The following is a 21,914-nucleotide window of genomic DNA, read 5'->3' on the forward strand; positions in this document are numbered from 1 at the left end:
AGTCTTATGCACGCGTAGCGGTGCAACAATATAGATTATACCGCTACGTTGTGCGTTCTAAAATGTGCACGCCGCGGGCTTCAATACTAATCTCTCCAGTGTATTCCTTGCCTGTTAACAACTCACGGACCCTTGAATCACCGAGATCATATGACTGCGGGGAAGCATTGTGGTTCATGACAAAAAGATAAGTTAACCCGTCTTTCGTACGTGCGCTTACCTCTACACCTTGCGGGGTTTCGAGCAAAGGTTTAATATTTTTTTCGGCCGCAAGCTCTGCGAGTAAACCTTCGAGAAAAATGTTTTCCGGATCAGTGGCGACGTACCAGGCTTGCCCTTGACCAAAGGTATTACATGTAAGTGCAGGCATGCCTTGATAGAAGTCTTCACCGTACTCGGCAATCACTTCTGCACCTTCACTGTGAAGGAGGTCGCACAGCATACCGCATTCGTATACGCCTTCAAGTGCGCCCCATGTTTCCTTCAGAACGATGCTATTCTTCTGTTCGGGTAGGAGAGCATCAATCTCTTCGACCCAGATGCCAAGCAGGTTTCGAAGCTCACCGGGGTAACCGCCAGTGGTCACGAGATCATGCTCGTTAACAATTCCGCTAAAGAAGGTGGTCAGGAAGGTACCGCCGGCCGCAACGAACTGCTCCAATTTTGCAGCAAAGCCTGGTTTGACCATATAAAGCACAGGCGCAAGAAGCAGATCGTATGAGCTGATATCGCTGTCTACGCTTATAATGTCCACTTGAATGTTGCGGTGGAAAAATGCCGCGTAGTATTTGTGAATTTGCTCGACGTATTTCAAAGCCACCGTTGGCCCGCTTGATTTTTCAATTGCCCACCAGTTATCCCAATCGAATACAATCGCTACCTTGGACTGAACTCTGGCATCAAGCGTGGTGTCGCCGAGGATCTGCAGTTCCTTGCCGAGCTGTGCGACCTCTCTGAACACCCTTGTGTTTTCGTGTCCTGCATGTTCAATGACGGCACCATGGTATTTCTCGCATGCACCGATGGAACGGCGAAGCTGGAAGAACATCACGGTATCCGCGCCGTGTGCGACAGACTGATAACTCCATAGACGCATGACACCAGGGCGTTTCAGTGAGTTATACGGTTGCCAGTTCTGCTGACTGGGTGTCTGTTCCATTAGCATAAATGGCTGACCGTCTTTGAGACCGCGCATGAGATCATGAGCCATGGCAGTATAGCTGATTGGTGTCGCAAGACCGGGATAACTGTCCCAGGACACGATATCCATATATTTAGCCCATTTGAAATAGTCGATCTGTTTGAAAAATCCCATTAAATTCGTTGTAACGACGGAATCGGGAATATGCTTTTTAACGGCATTGTACTCCAGCAGATAACATTCGAGCATGCTGTCCGAGTTAAAACGGGAGTAGTCCAGTGAGATGCCTTGGAATGATGAACTGTTGTGACCCCAATGTTCACTCAGATTGCTTGGAAGCACAATCTCGTCCCAATCATAGAACGTATGGCCCCAAAAGTTGGTGTTCCATGCTTTATTGACCTGTTCTATGGTTTTATAACGTTTCTTGAGATATACACGGAATGCTTTTTCGCAGTTTTCACAATAACAATCCCCGCCATATTCATTGGAAATATGCCAGACAAGGACTGCGGGATGATCTTTGTATCGCTCGGCCAGTTTGTCTGCGATGATTTCGGAGTACTTCCGGTAGGTCGGACTGTTCGGGCAGGAGTTATGCCGTCCGCCAAATTTCCGTTTGCGTCCGTCCGCGTCTACGCGCAGGACATCGGGGTATTTTTTAGCCATCCATGCTGGGTGCGCGGCGGTACTTGTGGCAAGGCAGATATAAACCCCATTTTCGTACAAACGATCAATCAATTGATCCAGATATTCAAAATTATACGTCACCTCGTCAGGCTGAATTAGTGCCCAGGAAAAAACGTTAATCGTGGCCATATCAATGCCCGCCAGTTTAAACATGCGGAGGTCTTCCAGGTGGGTCTCATGATCCCATTGTTCAGGATTGTAATCGCCTCCATAAAACATTTTGGGTAATTTGCTGCTGATCAATGTGCTCACCTCTTGTATAAGAATAATCCTATACTATATGATACATATGACTTTTAAAATATAATAAAAGTGATGATGCATATAAGAATATGGAACTGGATTCTATTGTATTTAAGGAGGTTATCATGCTCATCTCACCGGGGCATCAGCGTTTTTTTATGACACCGCGGGATCAGCCGCTCCCACTATATATCGAGAGTATAGGCTATAACGGAAATCAGGAAAAAGTCTCCAGAACTGCGGGTTATCCGTATTATCACTGGCTGCAAACGGTCAAGGGAGCAGGAGAGTTCAAGCTGTCAGGGACTTCAGCAATTGTTGGCGAAACCTCGGGTATTTTGCTTCCCCCAAACCTGCCTCATGAATATGCTCGTGTTCAAAACGAGTGGGAGACCATTTATATTACATTTGGTGGTTCGCAGTGTGCCGCCATCGTAGATTCACTTGGGTTGGGTGAGGCCGATATTCGCCAGTGGGAGACAGATAGTCCACTAAACGATTATGGTCAGCATGTGCTGAGTTCGATCGGGAGTGATCAGGATTTATCCGGATTGGAAGCCTCGGCGGACATGTATCGTTTTTTGATTTTGCTGAAAAAACACGGAATGACCGGCAATCGCTCCTCCATCTCCCAAGCTGTAGCAAGACTTGCTCCGCTGCTTGCCTTTATGGAGGAACATTACGGCGACCCGGACATCGGGCTAGAACAAATGGCATGCATTATCGGAATCTCATCCAGGCATATGAATACGCTGTTTAAACAATCCTTCGGCATAACGGCCTACAGTTACTTCATTTTGCTTCGCATTCGTAAAGCCAAAGAAATGCTGACGGGCAGTATGGAACTTACGATCAAGGAGACTGCGGCACGGGCCGGGTTCCGGGATGCCAGTCATTTTGTTGCCACATTTCGCCGGATTGAAGGGGTCACACCTGAACAGTTTCGCAACTTGTACTAATTACGCCAAGGTTGAACAAAAAGATATGCAGAAGGGTATTGATGCTTCTTCCTGTTGCCGTTATGATGGTATCGAATCCTAGAATCGAAAACGATTAAACGAATCTATTCCATATACATGAGAGAGGATGAGTCCGATCATGAGTTCAATTATTCCTTTGTGGGAGCAGGCGGCCCCATACGCGGCTACAGGCCATGAAGACGAAATGCCACATCTGATTCCTTTTATTCAACCAGGTTCCGAGAGCGCTATCATTGTATGTCCAGGGGGCGGTTATGGCCATCTCGCTGACCATGAGGGCGCGCCCGTTGCTGAGTTGCTCAATCGTGCTGGCATTAGTGCTTTTGTGCTCAAATATCGAGTAGCACCGCACAGTCATCCGGCGCCTCTGGCGGATGGGCAACGTGCAATCCGTTATGTAAGAGCTCACGCGGAACACTACGGGATCAACCCGTCCAAAATCGCAGTACTTGGGTTTTCGGCAGGTGGCCATCTCACAGCAACATTGGGTACGCAGTACGATGATGGACAACCGGGCCATGAGGATCCGATTGAACAGGTAAGCTCTAGGCCGGACCGTGTCATTCTCTGTTATCCGGTTATCACGATGGAGTCTTATGGACATGAAGGCTCGCGTATCAACTTGCTAGGCGAGGATGCAACCGAAGAACAGGTTCAAGCATTCAGTGCAGAGCGACAGGTTAGAGCAGATGCTCCTGAAGCATTTATCTGGCATACGAGTGATGACCAGGCTGTACCCGTGGAGAACAGTTTACGGTATGCTTTGGCTTTGGGTGCACATGGGATTCCATATGATCTTCACATCTTTGAAAAAGGTCCACATGGGTTAGGACTGGCGGAGCATGATGCTACGGTTCGAGTGTGGTCTGATCTATGTCTCACTTGGCTTAAAAATCAAGGTTGGTGACGTCGGCAACGGCACAAACTCTATTTTGCCAGTGAACTAACGGATCAATATCCAGCAAAGGAGAACAACGCCATGAAATTGCAAAAGAATGACAGACTTCTTTTTATCGGGGATTCCATTACCGATTGCGGACGAGCACATCCTGTAGGTGAAGGAAGTTCAGGGCTGGGACATGGGTATGTGGCACAGGTGTATGCTTTATTGCGGTCTATTTATCCCGAACTGATGCTGAGATTGCAGAATGTGGGTAATAGTGGGAATACCGTTCGTGACTTGAAGCAACGCTGGCAACAGGATGTGCTTGATCTCAAACCGGACTGGCTCACAATTATGATCGGTATTAACGATGTGTGGCGGCAGTTCGATCACCCGCTGGCTGACTCACAGGTGTTTCTGGAGGAATACGAGGCAACATTGCGTGAGCTGGTCGCATCCGTGCGCCCGAATCTGAAAGGGCTTGTGCTTATGACCCCGTATTATCTGGAAGCGAACCCGGAAGATCCGATGCGGGCGACGATGGACATCTACGGAGAAGCGGTTCGCAGAGTAGCATCGGAATATGACGCGCTGTTTGTAGATACGCAGGCAGCATTTGCGCCACTGTGGGATCATTTTTATACATCGGTTCTCACACATGATCGAGTACACCCGGATGCTACGGGTCACATGGTACTTAGCAAAGCTTTTCTAGATGCGATTGGATTTGAATGGACGAGAAATACGAAATCCTAAGAAGGAGCGATAATATGAGTCATGTAACTGTAGTTGTGGATACACCAGCACAATTGGGAGAAGGACCAAGCTGGGATGCGGAAAATAGTCGTTTGTTATGGGTAGATATTGAAGGGTTTAAAGTACATGCATACGATCCCGAGACAGGTGAGGATCAGGCTTATGATGTGGGTGAACATGTCGGAGCGGTGGTGCCCTATCGTGGGGATGAAGTGATCGTTGCACTCCGAAGCGGCTTCTATACATATCATCTGCTCACGGGTGAGAAGCAAGCGATCGCGGACCCCGAGCAAGACAAATCTACCAATCGCTTCAATGATGGAAAATGTGATGCATACGGACGTTTTTGGGCCGGTACGATGAGCCTGAACAACGAACAAAAGGCTGGATCATTATATTGTCTGGAGGAAGGAAAGCCTGTACGCAATATGGTGCAACAAGTATCCACCTCTAACGGTCTGGGGTGGAGCCCGAATCGTGAGTTCATGTATTACATCGATACGCCGACACGTTCCGTGGATCGTTTTGATTTTGATCTGGCTTCGGGTACGATCTCCAATCGGACGAGTATCATCTCAGTGCCGGAAGACATGGGATTCCCGGATGGCATGACTGTGGATGCTGAAGGTATGCTGTGGGTTGCCCATTGGGGTGGAGGAAGAGTAACCCGCTGGAACCCGGAGACAGGGGAACTGTTACAGCATATCGAAGTGCCTGCAGATCAGGTGACTTCCTGTTGTTTTGGCGGCCCGGATCTCGAAGATTTATATATTACTACTGCACGTATAGGAATTAAGGAAGAGCGCTTGCAGGAAACGCCGCAAGCAGGTGCATTATTTGTCGTCAAGCCGGGTGTTAAAGGGCAGGAAACACATGTCTACGGACGAAAAGCGTAAGCAAAGTGAGCAGGAAAAATCATAATGGATTTAAAGATGCTGTGTGAACAGCATCTTTTTTTATTTTACCAGAGGATTACAATTTTTTTTTGAAAAGTGGATATTTACACAGAGGGGAAAAACGTTTTCTATCGAATGTTATTATTGAAAGAATTATCCATTTTGTGGCGGCGTTCGAAAAAAAATTGTAAGCGCTTAACCGCAAATTGAAGGGAGGTGGATCTCTTCTAAGGAAGAAGGTATGGATTCGTCTGATACGCCATCATCAGCAGGTAGACAGCGGGGATAGACCGAATTGCCAAAATGTACAAACGCGAAAAGAAGGAGTTGTTGAGATGAAAACGTGGATGAGCAAGTTCCGAATCCTGAGTTTAAGTGTGGTTATTGTTACGGCTTCACTGGGTGGTCTGGGGATGGCAGGAACTTCTGAGGCAGCGCCGAGTGAGGCCTACGAATGGAAAAGCGTCGTTACTGGCGGAGGCGGAGGTTTTATACCCGGCATCATCTTTAATGAATCTGAAAAGGACTTGATCTACGCACGCACGGATATAGGAGGAGCTTATCGCTGGAACCCGGTGGACAGTAGCTGGACTCCGCTTACTGACTTTGTAGGCTGGGACGACTGGAACAATAACGGGGTAGATGCACTCGCCTCCGACCCTGTTGATCCAGATCGGGTGTATATGGCTGTAGGGACGTATACGAACTCATGGGTGAAGGACAACGGATATATCTTCCGTTCCACTGATCGCGGAGATACGTGGGAGAAAACCGAGCTCCCCTTCAAGGTAGGGGGGAACATGCCTGGACGTTCCATGGGGGAGCGTCTGGTTGTTGACCCGAATGATAACAGCATTTTGTATTTCGGAGCCCGCAGTGGCAACGGGTTATGGAAAAGTACGGATTATGGGGTAACCTGGAGCGAAGTAACCAGTTTCCCGAATCCGGGTAACTATGTTGAAAACCCAGCCAACGAGTATACGAGTGACATTATAGGCTTGGCCTGGATCACCTTTGATGAAACGAGCGGCTCCGCGGGACAGGCTTCACAAACCATTTATGTCGGCGTAGCTGATAAAAGTGAAAGCATCTATCGCAGTACCAACGGCGGCTTGACCTGGACTGCTGTTCCCGGACAACCTACGGGTTATCTGCCTCATCATGGGAAAATGGACGTAGATGGAAGTTTGTATATTACCTACAGTAATGGTGCCGGGCCCTACGACGGAACGAAAGGGGATGTCTGGAAGCTAAACACAGCAACCGGAGTATGGAAGAACATCAGCCCAGTTCCGAGCAGCAGTTCGGATAACTATTATGGTTATGGCGGCTTGGCTATTGATGCACAGGAGCCTGGAACGATAATGGTCGCAACGCTGAATTCCTGGTGGCCTGATGCTATTCTGTTCCGTAGTAAAGATGGTGGAGATACCTGGACACGAATATGGGACTTTGAAGGGTATCCTGACCGAAAATTCAGATATACGCAGGATATTTCCGCGGCGCCTTGGTTAACCTTCGGTGTGAATCCTGCACCGCCGGAAATTTCGCCTAAGCTGGGCTGGATGATTGCTGCTCTGGAGATTGATCCGTTTGATTCCGACCGATTGATGTATGGAACGGGGGCAACCATCTACGGAACCAACAATCTGACGGATTGGGACGAGGATAAGAAGATTAACATTTCCGTTATGGCCAAAGGCATTGAAGAAACCAATGTTATGGATTTGATTAGCCCGCCAAGCGGAGCAAATCTGCTCAGTGCACTCGGTGACGTTGCCGGGTTCCGTCATGATGATCTGACCAAAGCTCCAGCAACGATGTTTACGAATCCGAATTATCCTTCAACGGAGAGTATTGATTTTGCCGAACTGAGCCCAAACACGATGGTACGGGTGGGGAAAGCAGATTACACAGTTGATCCCAACGCGAAGTCTATCGGCTTATCCAGCGACGGAGGAAAAACGTGGTATAAAGCAAGCGCAGAGCCGTCAGGTACTGCCGGAGGCGGAACCGTCGCCATCTCGGCGACAGGCAACCGTCTGATCTGGAGCACATCGGATCGCGGCGTATTCCACTCTGCCGGCGGTAATTCATGGACGGCAAGCACGGGCATACCCGTTGGAGCCAAAGTCATTTCCGACAGAGTCAACCCGAACAAGTTCTATGGTTTCGCTGCAGGGAAAATTTACGTCAGTGTTAATGGTGGAGCATCGTTCACTGTATCTCCAGCTACTGGGCTTCCTGCCTCAGGTAATTCAGACCTCGACGCTGTGCCAGGTGTGGAAGGAGAACTGTGGTTTGCTGGGGGCAATGAAGAAGAAGGGCCCTACGGCTTGTGGCACTCAACAGATTCTGGAGCGACCTTTACGAAGCTCGCCAATGTAGAAGAAGCGGACAGCATCGGTTTTGGTAAAGCAGCTCCTGGGCAAAGTGTTGTCGCTTTGTATGCCGTTGCACAGATTGATGGGACTCGCGGATTTTTCCGTTCTGATGATGGTGGCACGAACTGGGTGCGAATTAACGATGATCAGCATCAGTACGCCCGTGTGACCACAATTACAGGTGACCCACGTATTTATGGCAGAGTATATCTAGGTACCAACGGACGCGGAATACTCTATGCGGACCCGGTTAATGGCAATGGGGGCACACCTACAGTACCTAATTCGACCATCACCCCGGTAACGGCTCAATTTGATCTGAATGTGGATCATCAGGTCAATATTCCTGTCACGTTAACACTTAATGGAAATACACTGACCTCTATTCGGAACGGAAACGCGATACTTGTAGCCGGAACCGACTATACCGTTGCGGGTAATCAGGTTGTGCTGTCCAAAAACTATTTAGCCACATTGTCTAAAGGTGCAGCTGTGTTAACTTTTCAGTTCAGTGCAGGCAACCCTGCGGTGCTGAACCTGACCGTTAAGGATACAACTGTGGTCATCCCAGGTGGAACAATTCGTATCGAGATGTACAATGGAACAACGGCAGCTACGGGCAGTTCCATCACTCCCAAATTCAGATTGACCAATACCGGTACAACTCCACTCCAACTGTCCGATGTAAAAATTCGATATTACTATACGATTGACGGTAGTCAGCCTCAAAATTTCTTCTGCGATTGGGCTGCTGTGGGAAGTGCCAACGTTACCGGTACGTTTAGTTCCATTACTCCCGCATTGCCAGGAGCGGATCATGTGTTAGAGGTTGGATTCAAGTCAACTGCGGGAACGTTGAACGCAGGACAGAGCACGGAAATCCAGACTCGGTTTTCCAAAGACAATTGGACCAATTACACTCAAACGGATGATTACTCCTTTGAAGGAACGCATACCTCATATGCTGACTGGTCTAAAGTAACGGGATATGTTGCTGGTCAACTTGAATGGGGAATGGAGCCTTAACATTCGGTTCGTAAATGAATTGAGAAATAAAAATGAACAAGAAGTCTCAAGATGCCCGAGTAGGTCGTGGCGTTTTTGGGACTTCTTGTTTTGTCGAATTTTAGTGTAAAATATAAGTAGTTACCATTGCTTAAACATAGGATTTAAGATATAACAATATGTACGATTATTATAATGTTCATGTAACCGCTTCAATAACCAACATATAGAGAGTTAAACGGTATAGATATACAGCGATGGAAGAGACAGGGGGGTCGCGATCATGAACCGGTTGTGTAAGGTGCTGATTGTTGACGATGAATTTCTGGTTAGACAGGGTATTAAGCACCACATGAACTGGGAAGCTGAAGGATTTAATATTGTCGGAGAAGCCTCCAATGGCGAAGAAGGCTTGCAACAGGTGGCGTTGTTAAAACCGGATATTGTCATAACAGACATCGTGATGCCTGTTATGGACGGTGAAACTTTCGTTCGTACACTCAAAGCGGGTTATCCGCATATTGAGGTTATTGTGCTGAGCAGTTTCAGTGAATTTGAGTATGTTCGATCTACATTACAGCATGGAGCGGCAGATTACATATTGAAGCCCAAGCTGGATACGAATGAACTTCTGGAAGTACTAAGACGTACGGCGGGCAAAATACCGGAGCTTCAGTATGAGCCTTCCCATGATGGCTGGCGGCTTGGTCAATTAATGGAAAAAATGTTGTCCGGATTTACGCTAAACGAAGACAACGAAATGCCTGTTATTCGGGAAAACTTTCCGTTAGGTGCTTTTCGTTTGCTCGCATTTCAGGTGGCTGAAAGCAATTCGAAGAATCAGGATTATATACAAGTTGAAGTTGAGGTTCGAAAACGGATGCCGGAGATTGAGTGTGCCATTTTACCAGCTGATAGCCGATTGTCTGTTATGTTGCTGAACATGAAACCTGAGCAAGATGAAGCCATGGTTGAGCAGATTAGGGAATGTGCTACGGAAGCAGGGGCAGGACAGGAAGCTCCGGTGTGGGTGCTTAGTGAGAGATTTCATTCTTTTGAAAATATGGGAGATATCTACCGTGAGCGCCTGCTTAAATTAATGGAGTTTTGCTTCTATTATACGGATCGTGCGATTCTCATTGATGGCGAGCTTCCGCCGATGCATCCCGCAGGGTACCAATTCAACGTCAATATGTTTTTGCAACATGTAAAACGCAATCGAGTGGAAGCGGCCAAAGAATATTTACATGATCATGCAGCGACACTAGGGAGAGACTACATTGCTGATGTATTTGAAATCAAATCATTTCTGGGCAACTTGATCTTCAATGTCACGATTACATTGGCAGATATGGATGTGCAGTCATCGGAGCTTGAAGAGAGTAAGTATACGTATTTTAAAAATGTGGACGGGGCTTCGACGCTTACCGAAGTGATGCTGGTTCTGGATCAATTCATGACAGAGGTTCAAGAATGTGTCTCCGGTTCAGGAGGTAAACGAAGTGATCCGAATATGACCATGTTGCTCGATTACATGCATGCAAACTATGACCAGCCCTTGGGACTGTCCGAGGTGGCCAAACATTTTCATTTTAACCCGTCATACCTCTCCAGTTATTTCTCGTCACATAAAAAAGAAGGATTTAATGAATATCTAAACAAGATTCGCATTGAAAAAGCGGAGGAACTGTTGCGATCGGATGATGTCACGATATCGGAAATTAGTAGCATGGTAGGGTATTCAGATCACAGTTACTTCTGTAAAGTGTTCAAAAAATTCACGGGACTTTCTCCAAGTCGCTATCGGCGTAAATTTTGGGCTTAACTAGAAATGGATGAGATTAATTCATGAAAAAGTGGAAAAACGGCTTATCGCGTCTCGGATTATTTCCCAAGCTAATTCTGGTTATGGTTGTCAGTATTGTCCTGGTTTCGGTGCTTATATTGTGGACAACGATTCATATGTCAACCAAACTGTTTACAGAAACGTTCAGTATCACGAATTCGAAGGTGCTGAGCCAGATCAAAACGAATTTTGATGCGTTTAACGACTCCATCGCTGCGGTCACGAACAATGTGGCCCAAAGTGGGGCTATTCGAGGGTTTCTATCGGAAGGGAATGGGGATTCGGTAACCATGTCCAAATCGTACTATAGCATGCGCGAAACGATGAAGCGGGTTCAGTCCATCATTGATTTTTATGAAGTAGGTATTACAATTTCAGGTGTAAATGGACGAAGTTTTTCGACCAATCCTTCATACATCCAGAAAACAGCGGAAGAATTAAAACAGGACAAGATTACGAAGGCAGCGACCGAATCGCCCAGCCTTCTGATTTTCGACGACTATGAGGCCCGGAGCAAAGAGGGCACATTGCAAATGATCTCTGCGACCAAAGCGCTGTCCGATCGAACGCGAAGCAAAATTTATGGTACGGTGTATATCACGATGAGAGAAGAGTCATTCCGTCAGTTCTACGCCAATTTTACAAGCCGGGGTAATGATGTCGTCATCATGAATGAAAAAGGGGAGATCTTATCCTCTAACCGGGAAGATTGGATTGGCACGACTCAGTCTGAACTGTTATCTTATGCCGAAACCATAAATGAAACAGCACCTAAAAACATCAATGCACGAGTCATGGGGCAGGATAGCATCATATTGTCTGAATATTTACCATTTTATCGTTTGTATATGGTAAACATCGTTGATAAGGAATCTGCGATGGGACAGCTCATTGATATGAAAACGGTCGCGTTGATCTGTGCTGCGATTGTGTTTGCGGCTCTGTTGCTGGTATTCCTGATTACGAGTCAGATGACGAAGTCTTTGCGCAGACTGGTCAAACAGATGTCCAACATTACGAAGAGTGATCTGGATAACTATATCCCGATCAGCGGCAGTTATGAGAGCAGGCAGTTAGGTTATGCGTACAATTACATGCTGGATGAATTGCATGATTACGTGGATCAGCTTGTACAGACGCAACGTGAGCAACGTAATGCTGAGCTTGCAGCGCTTCAGAGCCAGATTAATCCTCACTTCCTGTATAACACCTTGGCTTCTGTTAAAGTTTTGGTACAGCAAGGAAACAAAGATCGGGCCGCCGAGACGATTAATGCACTGATTGGTTTGTTGCAAAATACGATCAGCGATGTCAGGGAAACGGTGACGGTAGAACAAGAAGTAGAAAACTTAAAAAACTATGTCTTCATTAATCATGTGCGTTACGGCGGACGGATTAAAGCGGCCTTTTATATAGCTCCGGACTGCACGCATTATCACGTCCCTAAGCTGGTGATTCAACCTTTTATTGAAAATGCCTTCTTCCATGGATTTATAAAAAAAGAAACGGGCACCATCCATGTGATGGTTTCCCGTGCCGGAGAGTCATTGATTTGTGAGATCATGGATAATGGGGATGGTATTGAAGGACTGAATATGGAGGGGGCATTGCCCAATCCGAAAAATAACCGTCAGCTATTCAGCGGTATAGGTATTCGAAACGTCCATGACCGAATTGAGCTTCTGTATGGCTCGCCTTACGGTGTGACGATTATGAGCACCGTTGGCGAGGGGACGAGAGTCACTGTAACGCTGCCACTGATTACGAGTTAAAAAGATTATAGACATTCCCCAATCCACGAACCCTTCATATCTGATACCCAGAGATGAGGGGTTTTTCATATGCAAAATGATGAACGAATTGCATAGTTGTAAAATGTTCAGCTCAAAATAGTACAAAATCAAAAGAAAGTACAAAAAACTAAATTATGTGCAATCGTTTTCTGTAAAGGTTTTCATTGTGGCAATAAGAAGACAAATCTGCACAAAATTTTTACTAACGAATGGAGAAATGGGAATGATAAGATGAATACATCGGAAGCAACCGCTTTCAGAAAACGCAAACAAATTTACAACAAAGAGGTCGAAGGGGAGTTGAATGGTTTGAAAAAAATGTGGGTATTGATGCTCGTAACGGTATTGCTGTTGTCCGCATGTTCATCCGGCGGTGGAGGTAAAGAAGCTGCTAGCGGTGGTGGCGAGAAAGCAAACGAAATTACGATCTGGGCTTGGGATAAAGCATTTAACGTAGCTGCTCTGGAGCAAGCTAAAGCTATTTATCAAAAAGAAAACCCTGATCTGAAAATCAACATCATTGAGAATGCTCAAGATGCGATCATTCAGAAGCTGAACACTGGATTGAACTCCGGAACAAGCAGTGGTCTTCCAAACGTAGTTCTGATTGAAGACTATCGTGCACAAAGTTTCCTGAGCGCTTATCCAGATGCGTTCAAGGATTTGTCTTCAACAATCAAAGCATCCGATTTTGCAGAGTATAAAATTGGACCTACTTCTTATGAAGGTAAACAATACGGTATTCCGTTTGACTCCGGCGTAGCTGGTTTGTACTACAGAACAGACCTGCTTGAGGAAGCAGGATATAAAGCTGCTGACTTGCAAGATATCACTTGGGATGATTACATCAAAATCGGTGAAGCTGTAAAAGCAAAAACGGGCAAAGAGCTTCTGTCCCTGGACCCGAATGACTTGGGTATCATCCGTATGATGATTCAAACTGCAGGTAAATGGTACACAGCAGAAGATGGTAAAACACCTGATCTGAACAACAACCCTGCATTGAAAGAAGCGTTCGAAACGTACAAAAAAATGATGGATGCTAACATTGTTAAATTGCACTCCGACTGGAGCCAATTCGTTGCCAATACTAATAACGGTGCTGTGGCAACAATTCCTACAGGTAACTGGTTCTCACCATCCGTTCGTCAAGAAGCTTCCCAATCCGGCAAATGGGCGGTAGCTCCAATGCCGAAAATGGCTGGTCAAGCAAACTCTGTACACGCATCCAACTTGGGCGGTAGCTCTTGGTACATCATGAATGATGTTCCTGGTGCAGATCAAGCGGCTGACTTTATGGCTAAAACTTTTGGTTCCGACAAAGAGTTGTATCAAGAATTGTTGACTAAAATCGGTGCAATCGGTACGTACACACCGGCTGTTGACGGCGAAGCATACAACAAACCAGACGAGTTCTTCGGTGGTCAAAAAATCTTCGCTGACTTCGCTAAATGGACTAAAGAAATTCCAAAAGTAAACTATGGTAGCAACACTTATGCAATCGAAGATATCTTGGTTGTTGAAATGCAAGCATACCTGAACGGTAAATCAATTGATGACGTTCTGAATGATGCACAAAAACAAGCTGAGGCACAATTAAACTAATATCCCAAGGTAACCTATAGAACCTAGGAAACAACGGAGCCGTCTCCCTTGTCTGGCGCAAGTCGAGCTGGACATGGCGAGAGGCTCTGTAGGTTCTAACCATGTTGCATGGAGAGAGAGGAGCCATACTGTGAAAGCCATAAATACAGGAGACAGTCTCCAAAAGAAAAATAATTTGACTGGATGGGCTTTTGTTTTGCTGGCTGTTGTCGGAATTGTAGCATTCTACTTCTATCCGATGATTCAAGCGCTGCTCTTATCATTCAAGTCAGGCAAAGGTGCCAACCTTGAGTTTTCAGGCTTAGCGAACTACAAAAGATTGCTTGTAGATACCACGTTCCGTACGGCATTATCCAACACGTTTATTTACTTAATCATTCAAGTGCCTTTAATGATCATTCTTGGATTGTTCATTTCCGTATTGTTGAATGACAGCACGCTGCGTTTCCGGAGCTTTTTCCGTACTGCAATTTTCTTGCCTTGTGTAACTTCACTTGTTGCATACTCGGTTGTATTCAAGTATTTGTTTGCACCGGATGGTATGGTAAACCAGGCTTTGATGGGTTTACACATTATCGGCACACCAATTCAATGGATTACTGACCCGTTCTGGGCTAAAATTACGATCATAATCGCCGTTACTTGGCGTTGGACCGGATATAACATGATTTTCTATCTGTCATCTTTGCAAAACATCGATCAATCAATCTATGAAGCAGCGAAGATTGACGGAGCCAATGCGTTCACTCAATTTTTCAAAATCACTGTACCATTGCTTAAACCGATCATTCTCTTTACGTCCATTACATCAACGATTGGTACACTGCAAATCTTTGATGAAATTATGAATATTACCAAAGGTGGCCCCGGTAACGCGACCATGTCGATCTCACAATACATCTACAACCTTTCGTTTAAATATTCACCGGATTTCGGTTATGCAGCAACCGTTTCGTATTCCATCGTAATTCTGATCATTATTTTGTCCATCATCCAGTTCAAAGTGGCAGGTGATAATAAAAATGGCTAAATCAAGAGCAAAACGCATTTTCACATATTTTTTCCTGTCCATCGTCGCTTTTATTTCCATCTTCCCATTTTTCTGGATGATCGTCAGCGCTACAAACCAATCGGTAGACGTAACTAGAGGCACTTTGCTGCCGGGCTCTGCATTGATTCAAAACATTAACAAACTGCTCGACGATTCGAATCTGATTCAGGCACTGGGCAATTCGGCTATTATCTCCATCGTGTCCACCGTTCTTGCTCTATTGATTGGTTCCATGGCGGGTTACGGGTTTGAAGTATATCGTACAAAATCCCGCGATATCGTGTTTAACATCCTGCTCATGTCGATGATGATCCCATTTGCAGCGATTATGATCCCGCTCTATCGGATGTTTGCAACCATTTCGAGCGTAGCACCGGCAATCGGTATTAATACGATGGCTTCGGTTATTATCCCGACCATCACAACAGCGTTCCTGATCTTCTTCTTCCGCCAGAACACCAAAATGTTCCCGAAAGATTTGCTGGAGGCTGGACGTATTGACGGTCTGAGCGAACTGGGGATTTTCTTGAAGATCTATATGCCTACGATGAAAACAACATACGCAGCAGCGGCGATCATTACATTCATGAGCAGCTGGAACAACTATCTCTGGCCACTCATCGTATTGCAAACGCCAGATCAGCAAACTATTCCGCTCCTGATCTCTAACCTGGGCGCAGGTTATGCTCCGGATTACGGGGTTATCATGACCGCTGTCGTTATTGCAACACTTCCAACTGCAATCGTGTTCTTCATCATGCAAAAACACTTTGTTGCAGGCATGGTTGGTTCCGTAAAATAAGCATAAGTGCATATCACGTCCGACTGGACGAATGCAGGAAAGAAGAGAGGGCGCCTGTACAGGCGCACCTCTATCTTTTTTGTATAGATTAAAAATCAGACGCTTCAGCGTAATTTTCAATAAACGCAAACTCATAACGAAATTCGTACTATAGAGGAGAGAGACCGATGAAAGCAACAAAGGCAGATATCAACTGGTTAGGTGACGTAAGTGTATATGAGGTAAACCGTCTTCATGCTTATTCCGATCACCGCTATTATCAAACGATGGAAGAGGCTATGGCTTCGGCCGAGATGGCACTTCGTTACGATCTGAATGGAACTTGGAAATTCAACTATTCGATTCGTCCGGATTGCCGTCCAGAACTATTTTATACGTCCGAGTACCCTAGCGAAGGCTGGGATGATATCGAAGTACCAGGACATATCCAACTTCAAGGTTACGGACAGATTCAATATGTGAACACGCAGTATCCATGGGATGGATTGAATGAACTTCGTCCGCCGGCTCTGCCGCAGGATAAAAATGCGGTGGGAAGCTACATTCGCACATTCCATCTGCCAACAGATTGGGAAGCGAATCCGGTATACATTTCGTTTCAAGGTGTGGAATCCGCATTTTATGTATGGCTGAACGGACAGTTCGTAGGGTACGGAGAAGACAGCTTCACACCATCTGACTTTGACCTGACACCGTTCCTTCAAGATGGAGAAAATAAACTGGCAGTTGAAGTGTATCAACGCAGCACAGGCAGCTGGTTAGAGGATCAGGACTTCTGGCGTTTCTCCGGTATATTCAGAGATGTGTATCTGTATACTGTTCCGGCTGCACACGTTCGTGATGTTCATGTTCGTACCGATTTGGATGCGTCGTATACAAACGGTACATTGGAACTGGATTTGAAACTAGAAGGAAAAGCAGCAGCAGGTGCAAGGATTGAAGCTGAGCTTTTGGACAAAGAGGGGAACTCGGTTAAACGTCTTGACGGCAATGTCGCGGACAACGGTCTTTTACAACTGCGTGAAGAAGTTGGCCAAGTTAATCTCTGGAGTGCAGAGATTCCGTATCTGTATCGTTTGTATATCCGTGTGTATGATGCTGCGGGCAATCTTGTGGAAGTTGTTCCTCAAGCCGTTGGTTTCCGTAAATTTGAAATGATCGACAAAGTAATGCACATTAATGGCAAGCGTATTGTGTTCAAAGGCGTAAACCGTCACGAGTTCAACCCGCGTCGCGGTCGTGCGATCACGAAGGAAGACATGCTGTGGGATGTGCGCACGATTAAACAAAACAATATGAACGCCGTTCGTACATCACATTACCCGAACCAAAGCCTGTGGTATGAACTGTGCGATGAGTACGGACTTTACGTGATTGATGAGATGAACCTGGAAACCCACGGTTCTTGGCAAAAGCTTGGCGCTGTTGAACCTTCTTGGGTAATCCCTGGCGATAAGCCGGAATGGCTTGACATTGTTATGGATCGAGCAATCTCGATGGTAGAACGTGACAAAAACCATCCGTCCATTCTGATCTGGTCCTGTGGTAACGAATCCCATGGTGGTGAAGTGATCTACAAAGTGTCCCAATACTTTAAATCGGCAGATCCGACACGGATGGTTCATTATGAAGGTGTGTTTCACGATCGCCGTTTCAATGACACAAGTGACATGGAATCCCGGATGTATGCGAAACCGGCTGACATCGAGGAGTTCCTGAACGATAACCCAACCAAACCATATATTAGTTGTGAATACATGCACGCGATGGGGAACTCCATTGGCGGTATGCATAAATACACGGAACTTGAAGACAAATACCCGATGTATCAAGGTGGTTTTATCTGGGATTACATCGATCAATCGATCTACAAAAAGGATCGTTACGGTAAAGAGTATCTGGCTTACGGCGGGGACTTTGGGGATCGTCCATCAGACTATTCGTTCTGCGGCAACGGGATTGTGCACGCAGATCGTAAAGTGACAGCTAAAATGCAGGAGGTTAAATTCCTGTATCAAAACATTAAACTGTCCCCAAGCCGTGACGGCGTTAAAATCGTGAACCAGAACCTGTTCGCAGACACTTCCGCGTATGAACTGGTGTACAGCCTAGAACGCGAAGGACATGTAGTATTGCAAGGTACACTTGATGTAAATGTCCCTGCGGAAAGTGAATCCGTAGTAGAACTTCCTTTGAATGCAAAGGCTCTTGAAGGTGGCGAATATGCTGTTAACGTGGCGTTTGTACTGAAAGAAGCAACGCTGTGGGGTGACAAAGGTGACGAAGTCGCATTTGGCCAGTTTATTTTCACACAAGAAGGTAGTCAAGCATCTGTTGTAACGGATAAAAACGTTGTAAGCGATATTCAGGTGGTTGAAGGTGACGTAAACATCGGTGTTCGCGTTGGTCAAACGCATGCGTTGTTCTCCAAGCAGTTTGGAACGCTCGTTTCCCTGAAGTTCTCCGGGCGTGAAACGATTGCGATCCCACCTGCACCACTGTTCTGGCGTGCAACGACAGACAATGATAAGGGTACAGCAATGGGCTTCGAGCTTGGTGCATGGTATGCTGCCAGCCTGTTGCCACGTTCTGTAGAATGGAAACATGAACAAAAATCGGATCAGTACCGGATTGAGTTCACCTATAAATTGAACATCTCGGCCGATGTAGAGGTGAAAGTGATCTATACTGTGCTTGCTGATGGAAGTGTACATGTGCATAACACGTACAAAGGTACCGAAGGATTGCCAAACTTGCCTATCCACGCACTGTCGTTCAGAACATCTCCGGATTATGAGAACGTGGAATGGCTGGCAATGGGACCAGAGGAAAACTATTCGGATCGCGCATTTGGCGCTCGTCTGGGTATCCATGGCCGTAAGGTTGCAGATACGATGGCTCCATATCTTGTACCGCAAGAGTCGGGTAACCGTACAGGGGTACGCTGGGCTAAGTTGACGGACAATGCAGGACGTGGTTTCAAAATCGAAGCCTCCGGTGCACCGGTTGAATTGAATGTGTCACCATATACAGCGTTTGAACTGGAGAATGCGCAGCATGTGTATGAGTTGCCACCAGTGCATTACACTGTCGTTACGGTAGCCGGTAAACAAATGGGTGTTGGCGGTGACGACAGCTGGGGTGCTCCGGTACATCCGGAATATCAAATTCCTTCCAATGGTGAACTGAGCTTTGAATTCGTTATCCGTTCACTGTAAGCAAGAAAGTATGTGGCAGGAACACCAAGTGCAGTTGCTACCCGTGTCAATGTAGCGGTAACTGACTCGAAGCATGAGTAACTAAAGGCAGAGGATCCCTGGACGGGGACCTCTGTTTTTTTATTTTTGGATACAAGAGTGGTGTAATTAATAACCCCTGAGATTACCCTTATTGAAACCGTTCTCGCTCCGTTTTCGTAGTGTAAAGAACAAAGAGACCGAGGAGGGGAACAGGATGAGCAGAAAAGCAAAAACAGGGGTGTGGGTGACAGTGATCGCCGTTCTGGGCATCATTGTTGGATCATTTATATGGTATTTCAATACGGCTTCAGGTGAACGCGCACTCAAAACGATGAGATCAAATAATGCTGGCGGTTTGGAACGTGTAGTGAAGGTATATAGTAATTCGGGTGAGCTGATTCAGACTTACGAAGGCAAGATTGACGTACAGGATACGGAGTATGGCAATAAAGTACTGTTTGATCTGAACGGGAAACGGATTGTGATCTACAATGCTACGATTGTGACGGAAGAGAAGTAAAGTGACAAGTACTCCGTTGATCCAGAGTACGTAGATTCAAGAGACATAATTCTACTTCTGTAGTAAAATTAAGGAAAAGTATGAGAGTTGAGTGATTCAGAATGATGATGTTAATCGTTGCTCTTTCCTTGCTGGGTATGTTAGCGTTCTATAGCTTAATTGCTTACGTCTTGATTCGCATCATTTCAAAAAAAACTTTTAAAGTGACGTTAACTAAATTAGAAATTATGGAGATTATTACTTGGCTTGCACTTATTTTTGTTGCTTTTTCTGCGACCCGATCAGGATCATCTTCTATGTTCTTGCCGTCTGTCTTACTTCTCATACCATTGATCAATATGCGAATCTCGAATCGAAAAGAATGAGAACGTGTTAAACAAGAACGTACTTGAGTTGTCGGGACAAGGAGGTTGTACTTTGATTCTAGACAAAACAACCGATACGTCAGGGCTGACACAAGTTGCTGACCTATCGGATGAATTGCAGCCTGTTTTCGATAAGGCCGCTGAAAAGTATGCTTCGTGTGATATTGAACTGTACTTTGTGTTCCGCTGTCTACCGGAAGATTACGGACGCAAATCAAGTACGAGATACGTAAAGGCAGAAAAGGTGATCTATTTCGATATGGCGGTTAGCGAAGACCGTTATAAGACCTGGAGCAAAAGTAAACAGCGACATGCATTAAGCCATGCGTTTTATACATTTGTGAGTGACAAGATGAAGAAGTATAAGATAGATCATCTGGATAGGGATGCTTTTATTGCAGATATGGCTGCGTGGCTTAAAGAAATTGGATGGTTGCAGACGGAAGAGGAAGCAGAGCTCAGTGAGATGGAAGAGAAGTATGAGTAGAAACGGGTGAGTTCAATCATTCTTAGAGTATCCTATAAAAAATAAGTTAAGTGTCAAATTAGCAGCATCTGGCCGACTGATTAGTCGTTTTTTTTAATAATAGACAAATCAGAGCATTTCTGAGCAAGAAGATTCTAGAGGTTTTTTTTGCACTGTAAAAGAAAGAAGATGAGAGATCCTGGAAATATTTAAACTGCTTCACCAATCGATTGATTATGTGGAACGACATCTTCATTTGCCAATGTAGATTGAAGATATTGCTCATGGTCAGATACTCAAGTTGTTAGAGAAACCGGATGGATTTACCATTGTCCATATACCTGATCAAACTTATGCTTTTTTTGACAGTCGAGGGACGATGTCAGATGATGTCGAGTTTGATTTAAGTATTCAGGATGTTTGGAAACGGATCTACACCGAGTGGTTCCCGTCAACGAGTTTTGAACAAGTGGAAGGACCCTGTATAGAAAAATATTACTGGGTTGATGATCGGCAGAAGGATTTCATCACTGAAGTATGGATTCCGGTTCGTAAAATTGCAGAGGACATTAAATCATTGTAAGCCGCAGTTAAAAGGTGATTTCTGTATTGCACAGGATTCATCTTTTTATGTTCCTATTGTTGATGTACCTGAATGGGCATGGTTAAATCAGGCTAACCTTCATTTTGATGAATAGTATGTCATTGATCACTGTATAAAGAAAAAAGATGGAAGATGCCTATCAATTTATCCAAAATACATCGGTCATAGCGTTGAGTTAAGTACTTTTTGTGTTAAGGTTCGATTCATGGGTTATTATCTATTTCTTTTGAGAAAGAAGGTTGGAAGTCTTGGTGATGAATGCACTATTGAGAGGTGGAATACCCTTCGTGATTATGAACGGTATCGCTCTGATCCTTTATTCTCAAGGAAAATATACTGACGCTAAAGGCACATTTGTTGCAAGTCTGATTGCTCTTTTTGTCGGTGCTGCAACTGTTATTTACAACATAGAACATTGGACTTTGGCGAAAAAAAGCGGTATCCATTTTATTGTAATGCTTGTAACTATTTATCCGATCCTAATGTTAAGTGGCTGGTTTACGATTAATTCTCTTTTCGATGCTTTTAAAGTATTCCTGATTTTTATTTTTGTTGGGATCATTTTATGGTCTGTACTTTACACGTTAACCCAATTTTTCTCTCGATAAATTGCTCAACAAAAAGAAGCCCTCTTTCGAGAGCTTC

Annotated in this window: 16 protein-coding genes; 15 read left to right on the plus strand and 1 reads right to left on the minus strand. The window is 45.4% G+C overall.

Translation table 11 applies throughout. The features are described from left to right. Positions 1-43: 43 nt before the first annotated feature. Positions 44-2,074 carry a beta-galactosidase gene (locus tag M3629_RS03440; protein ID WP_251502890.1) on the minus strand — a complete coding sequence of 677 codons (2,031 nt, stop codon included), beginning with the start codon at positions 2,072-2,074 and terminating at the stop codon, positions 44-46. Positions 2,075-2,199: 125 nt separating this feature from the next. On the opposite strand from M3629_RS03440, the gene M3629_RS03445 reads away from it, so the two are divergent. From M3629_RS03445 to M3629_RS03515, 15 genes are all read left to right on the plus strand, one after another. Further along, on the plus strand, positions 2,200-3,033 hold the full coding sequence (locus M3629_RS03445; protein WP_251502891.1) for a helix-turn-helix domain-containing protein: 834 nt from the start codon (positions 2,200-2,202) through the stop codon (positions 3,031-3,033). Between the two features lie 139 nt (positions 3,034-3,172). After that, the gene (locus M3629_RS03450) at positions 3,173-3,961 is read left to right on the plus strand and encodes an alpha/beta hydrolase (RefSeq protein ID WP_251502892.1); all 789 of its coding nucleotides are present in this window, start codon (positions 3,173-3,175) and stop codon (positions 3,959-3,961) included. 72 nt (positions 3,962-4,033) lie between these two features. Further along, positions 4,034-4,693 (plus strand): SGNH/GDSL hydrolase family protein, encoded by a 660-nt coding sequence (locus tag M3629_RS03455; RefSeq protein ID WP_090923924.1) that lies wholly within the window; start codon positions 4,034-4,036, stop codon positions 4,691-4,693. 14 nt (positions 4,694-4,707) lie between these two features. Further along, positions 4,708-5,589: an SMP-30/gluconolactonase/LRE family protein gene (locus M3629_RS03460; RefSeq protein ID WP_251502893.1), complete on the plus strand. Its 882-nt coding sequence runs from the start codon at positions 4,708-4,710 to the stop codon at positions 5,587-5,589. Between the two features lie 335 nt (positions 5,590-5,924). Further along, on the plus strand, positions 5,925-8,999 hold the full coding sequence (locus tag M3629_RS03465; protein ID WP_251502894.1) for a X2-like carbohydrate binding domain-containing protein: 3,075 nt from the start codon (positions 5,925-5,927) through the stop codon (positions 8,997-8,999). A gap of 262 nt (positions 9,000-9,261) precedes the next feature. Continuing rightward, complete coding sequence (locus M3629_RS03470; RefSeq protein WP_251502895.1) at positions 9,262-10,803, plus strand: response regulator transcription factor; 1,542 nt, start codon at positions 9,262-9,264, stop codon at positions 10,801-10,803. A 23-nt stretch (positions 10,804-10,826) separates the two neighbouring features. Then, entirely contained in the window at positions 10,827-12,596 is a 1,770-nt protein-coding gene (locus M3629_RS03475) for a cache domain-containing sensor histidine kinase (RefSeq protein WP_251502896.1), read from the plus strand. A 330-nt stretch (positions 12,597-12,926) separates the two neighbouring features. After that, the gene (locus M3629_RS03480; RefSeq protein WP_251504524.1) at positions 12,927-14,222 is read left to right on the plus strand and encodes an extracellular solute-binding protein; all 1,296 of its coding nucleotides are present in this window, start codon (positions 12,927-12,929) and stop codon (positions 14,220-14,222) included. A 130-nt stretch (positions 14,223-14,352) separates the two neighbouring features. After that, positions 14,353-15,252 carry a carbohydrate ABC transporter permease gene (locus tag M3629_RS03485; RefSeq protein ID WP_123064406.1) on the plus strand — a complete coding sequence of 300 codons (900 nt, stop codon included), beginning with the start codon at positions 14,353-14,355 and terminating at the stop codon, positions 15,250-15,252. Further along, a complete protein-coding gene (locus M3629_RS03490) occupies positions 15,245-16,075 on the plus strand; it encodes a carbohydrate ABC transporter permease (protein WP_251502897.1) in 831 nt (276 codons plus the stop codon). The genes M3629_RS03485 and M3629_RS03490 overlap by 8 nt, the downstream gene beginning before the upstream one ends. Positions 16,076-16,242: 167 nt before the next feature. Further along, positions 16,243-19,293 carry a glycoside hydrolase family 2 TIM barrel-domain containing protein gene (locus M3629_RS03495; protein ID WP_251502898.1) on the plus strand — a complete coding sequence of 1,017 codons (3,051 nt, stop codon included), beginning with the start codon at positions 16,243-16,245 and terminating at the stop codon, positions 19,291-19,293. A 235-nt stretch (positions 19,294-19,528) separates the two neighbouring features. Next, positions 19,529-19,834 carry a hypothetical protein gene (locus tag M3629_RS03500; protein WP_251502899.1) on the plus strand — a complete coding sequence of 102 codons (306 nt, stop codon included), beginning with the start codon at positions 19,529-19,531 and terminating at the stop codon, positions 19,832-19,834. Positions 19,835-20,251: 417 nt separating this feature from the next. After that, the gene (locus M3629_RS03505) at positions 20,252-20,686 is read left to right on the plus strand and encodes a hypothetical protein (protein ID WP_251502900.1); all 435 of its coding nucleotides are present in this window, start codon (positions 20,252-20,254) and stop codon (positions 20,684-20,686) included. A 280-nt stretch (positions 20,687-20,966) separates the two neighbouring features. Then, positions 20,967-21,248, plus strand: coding sequence for a GyrI-like domain-containing protein (locus M3629_RS03510; RefSeq protein WP_251502901.1), 282 nt, complete (start codon positions 20,967-20,969; stop codon positions 21,246-21,248). Positions 21,249-21,556: 308 nt separating this feature from the next. Beyond that, entirely contained in the window at positions 21,557-21,877 is a 321-nt protein-coding gene (locus tag M3629_RS03515) for a DUF3021 family protein (RefSeq protein ID WP_353056718.1), read from the plus strand. Positions 21,878-21,914 lie beyond the last annotated feature (37 nt).

The organism is Paenibacillus polysaccharolyticus, from assembly GCF_023714295.1.
Taxonomy (GTDB): domain Bacteria; phylum Bacillota; class Bacilli; order Paenibacillales; family Paenibacillaceae; genus Paenibacillus; species Paenibacillus polysaccharolyticus_A.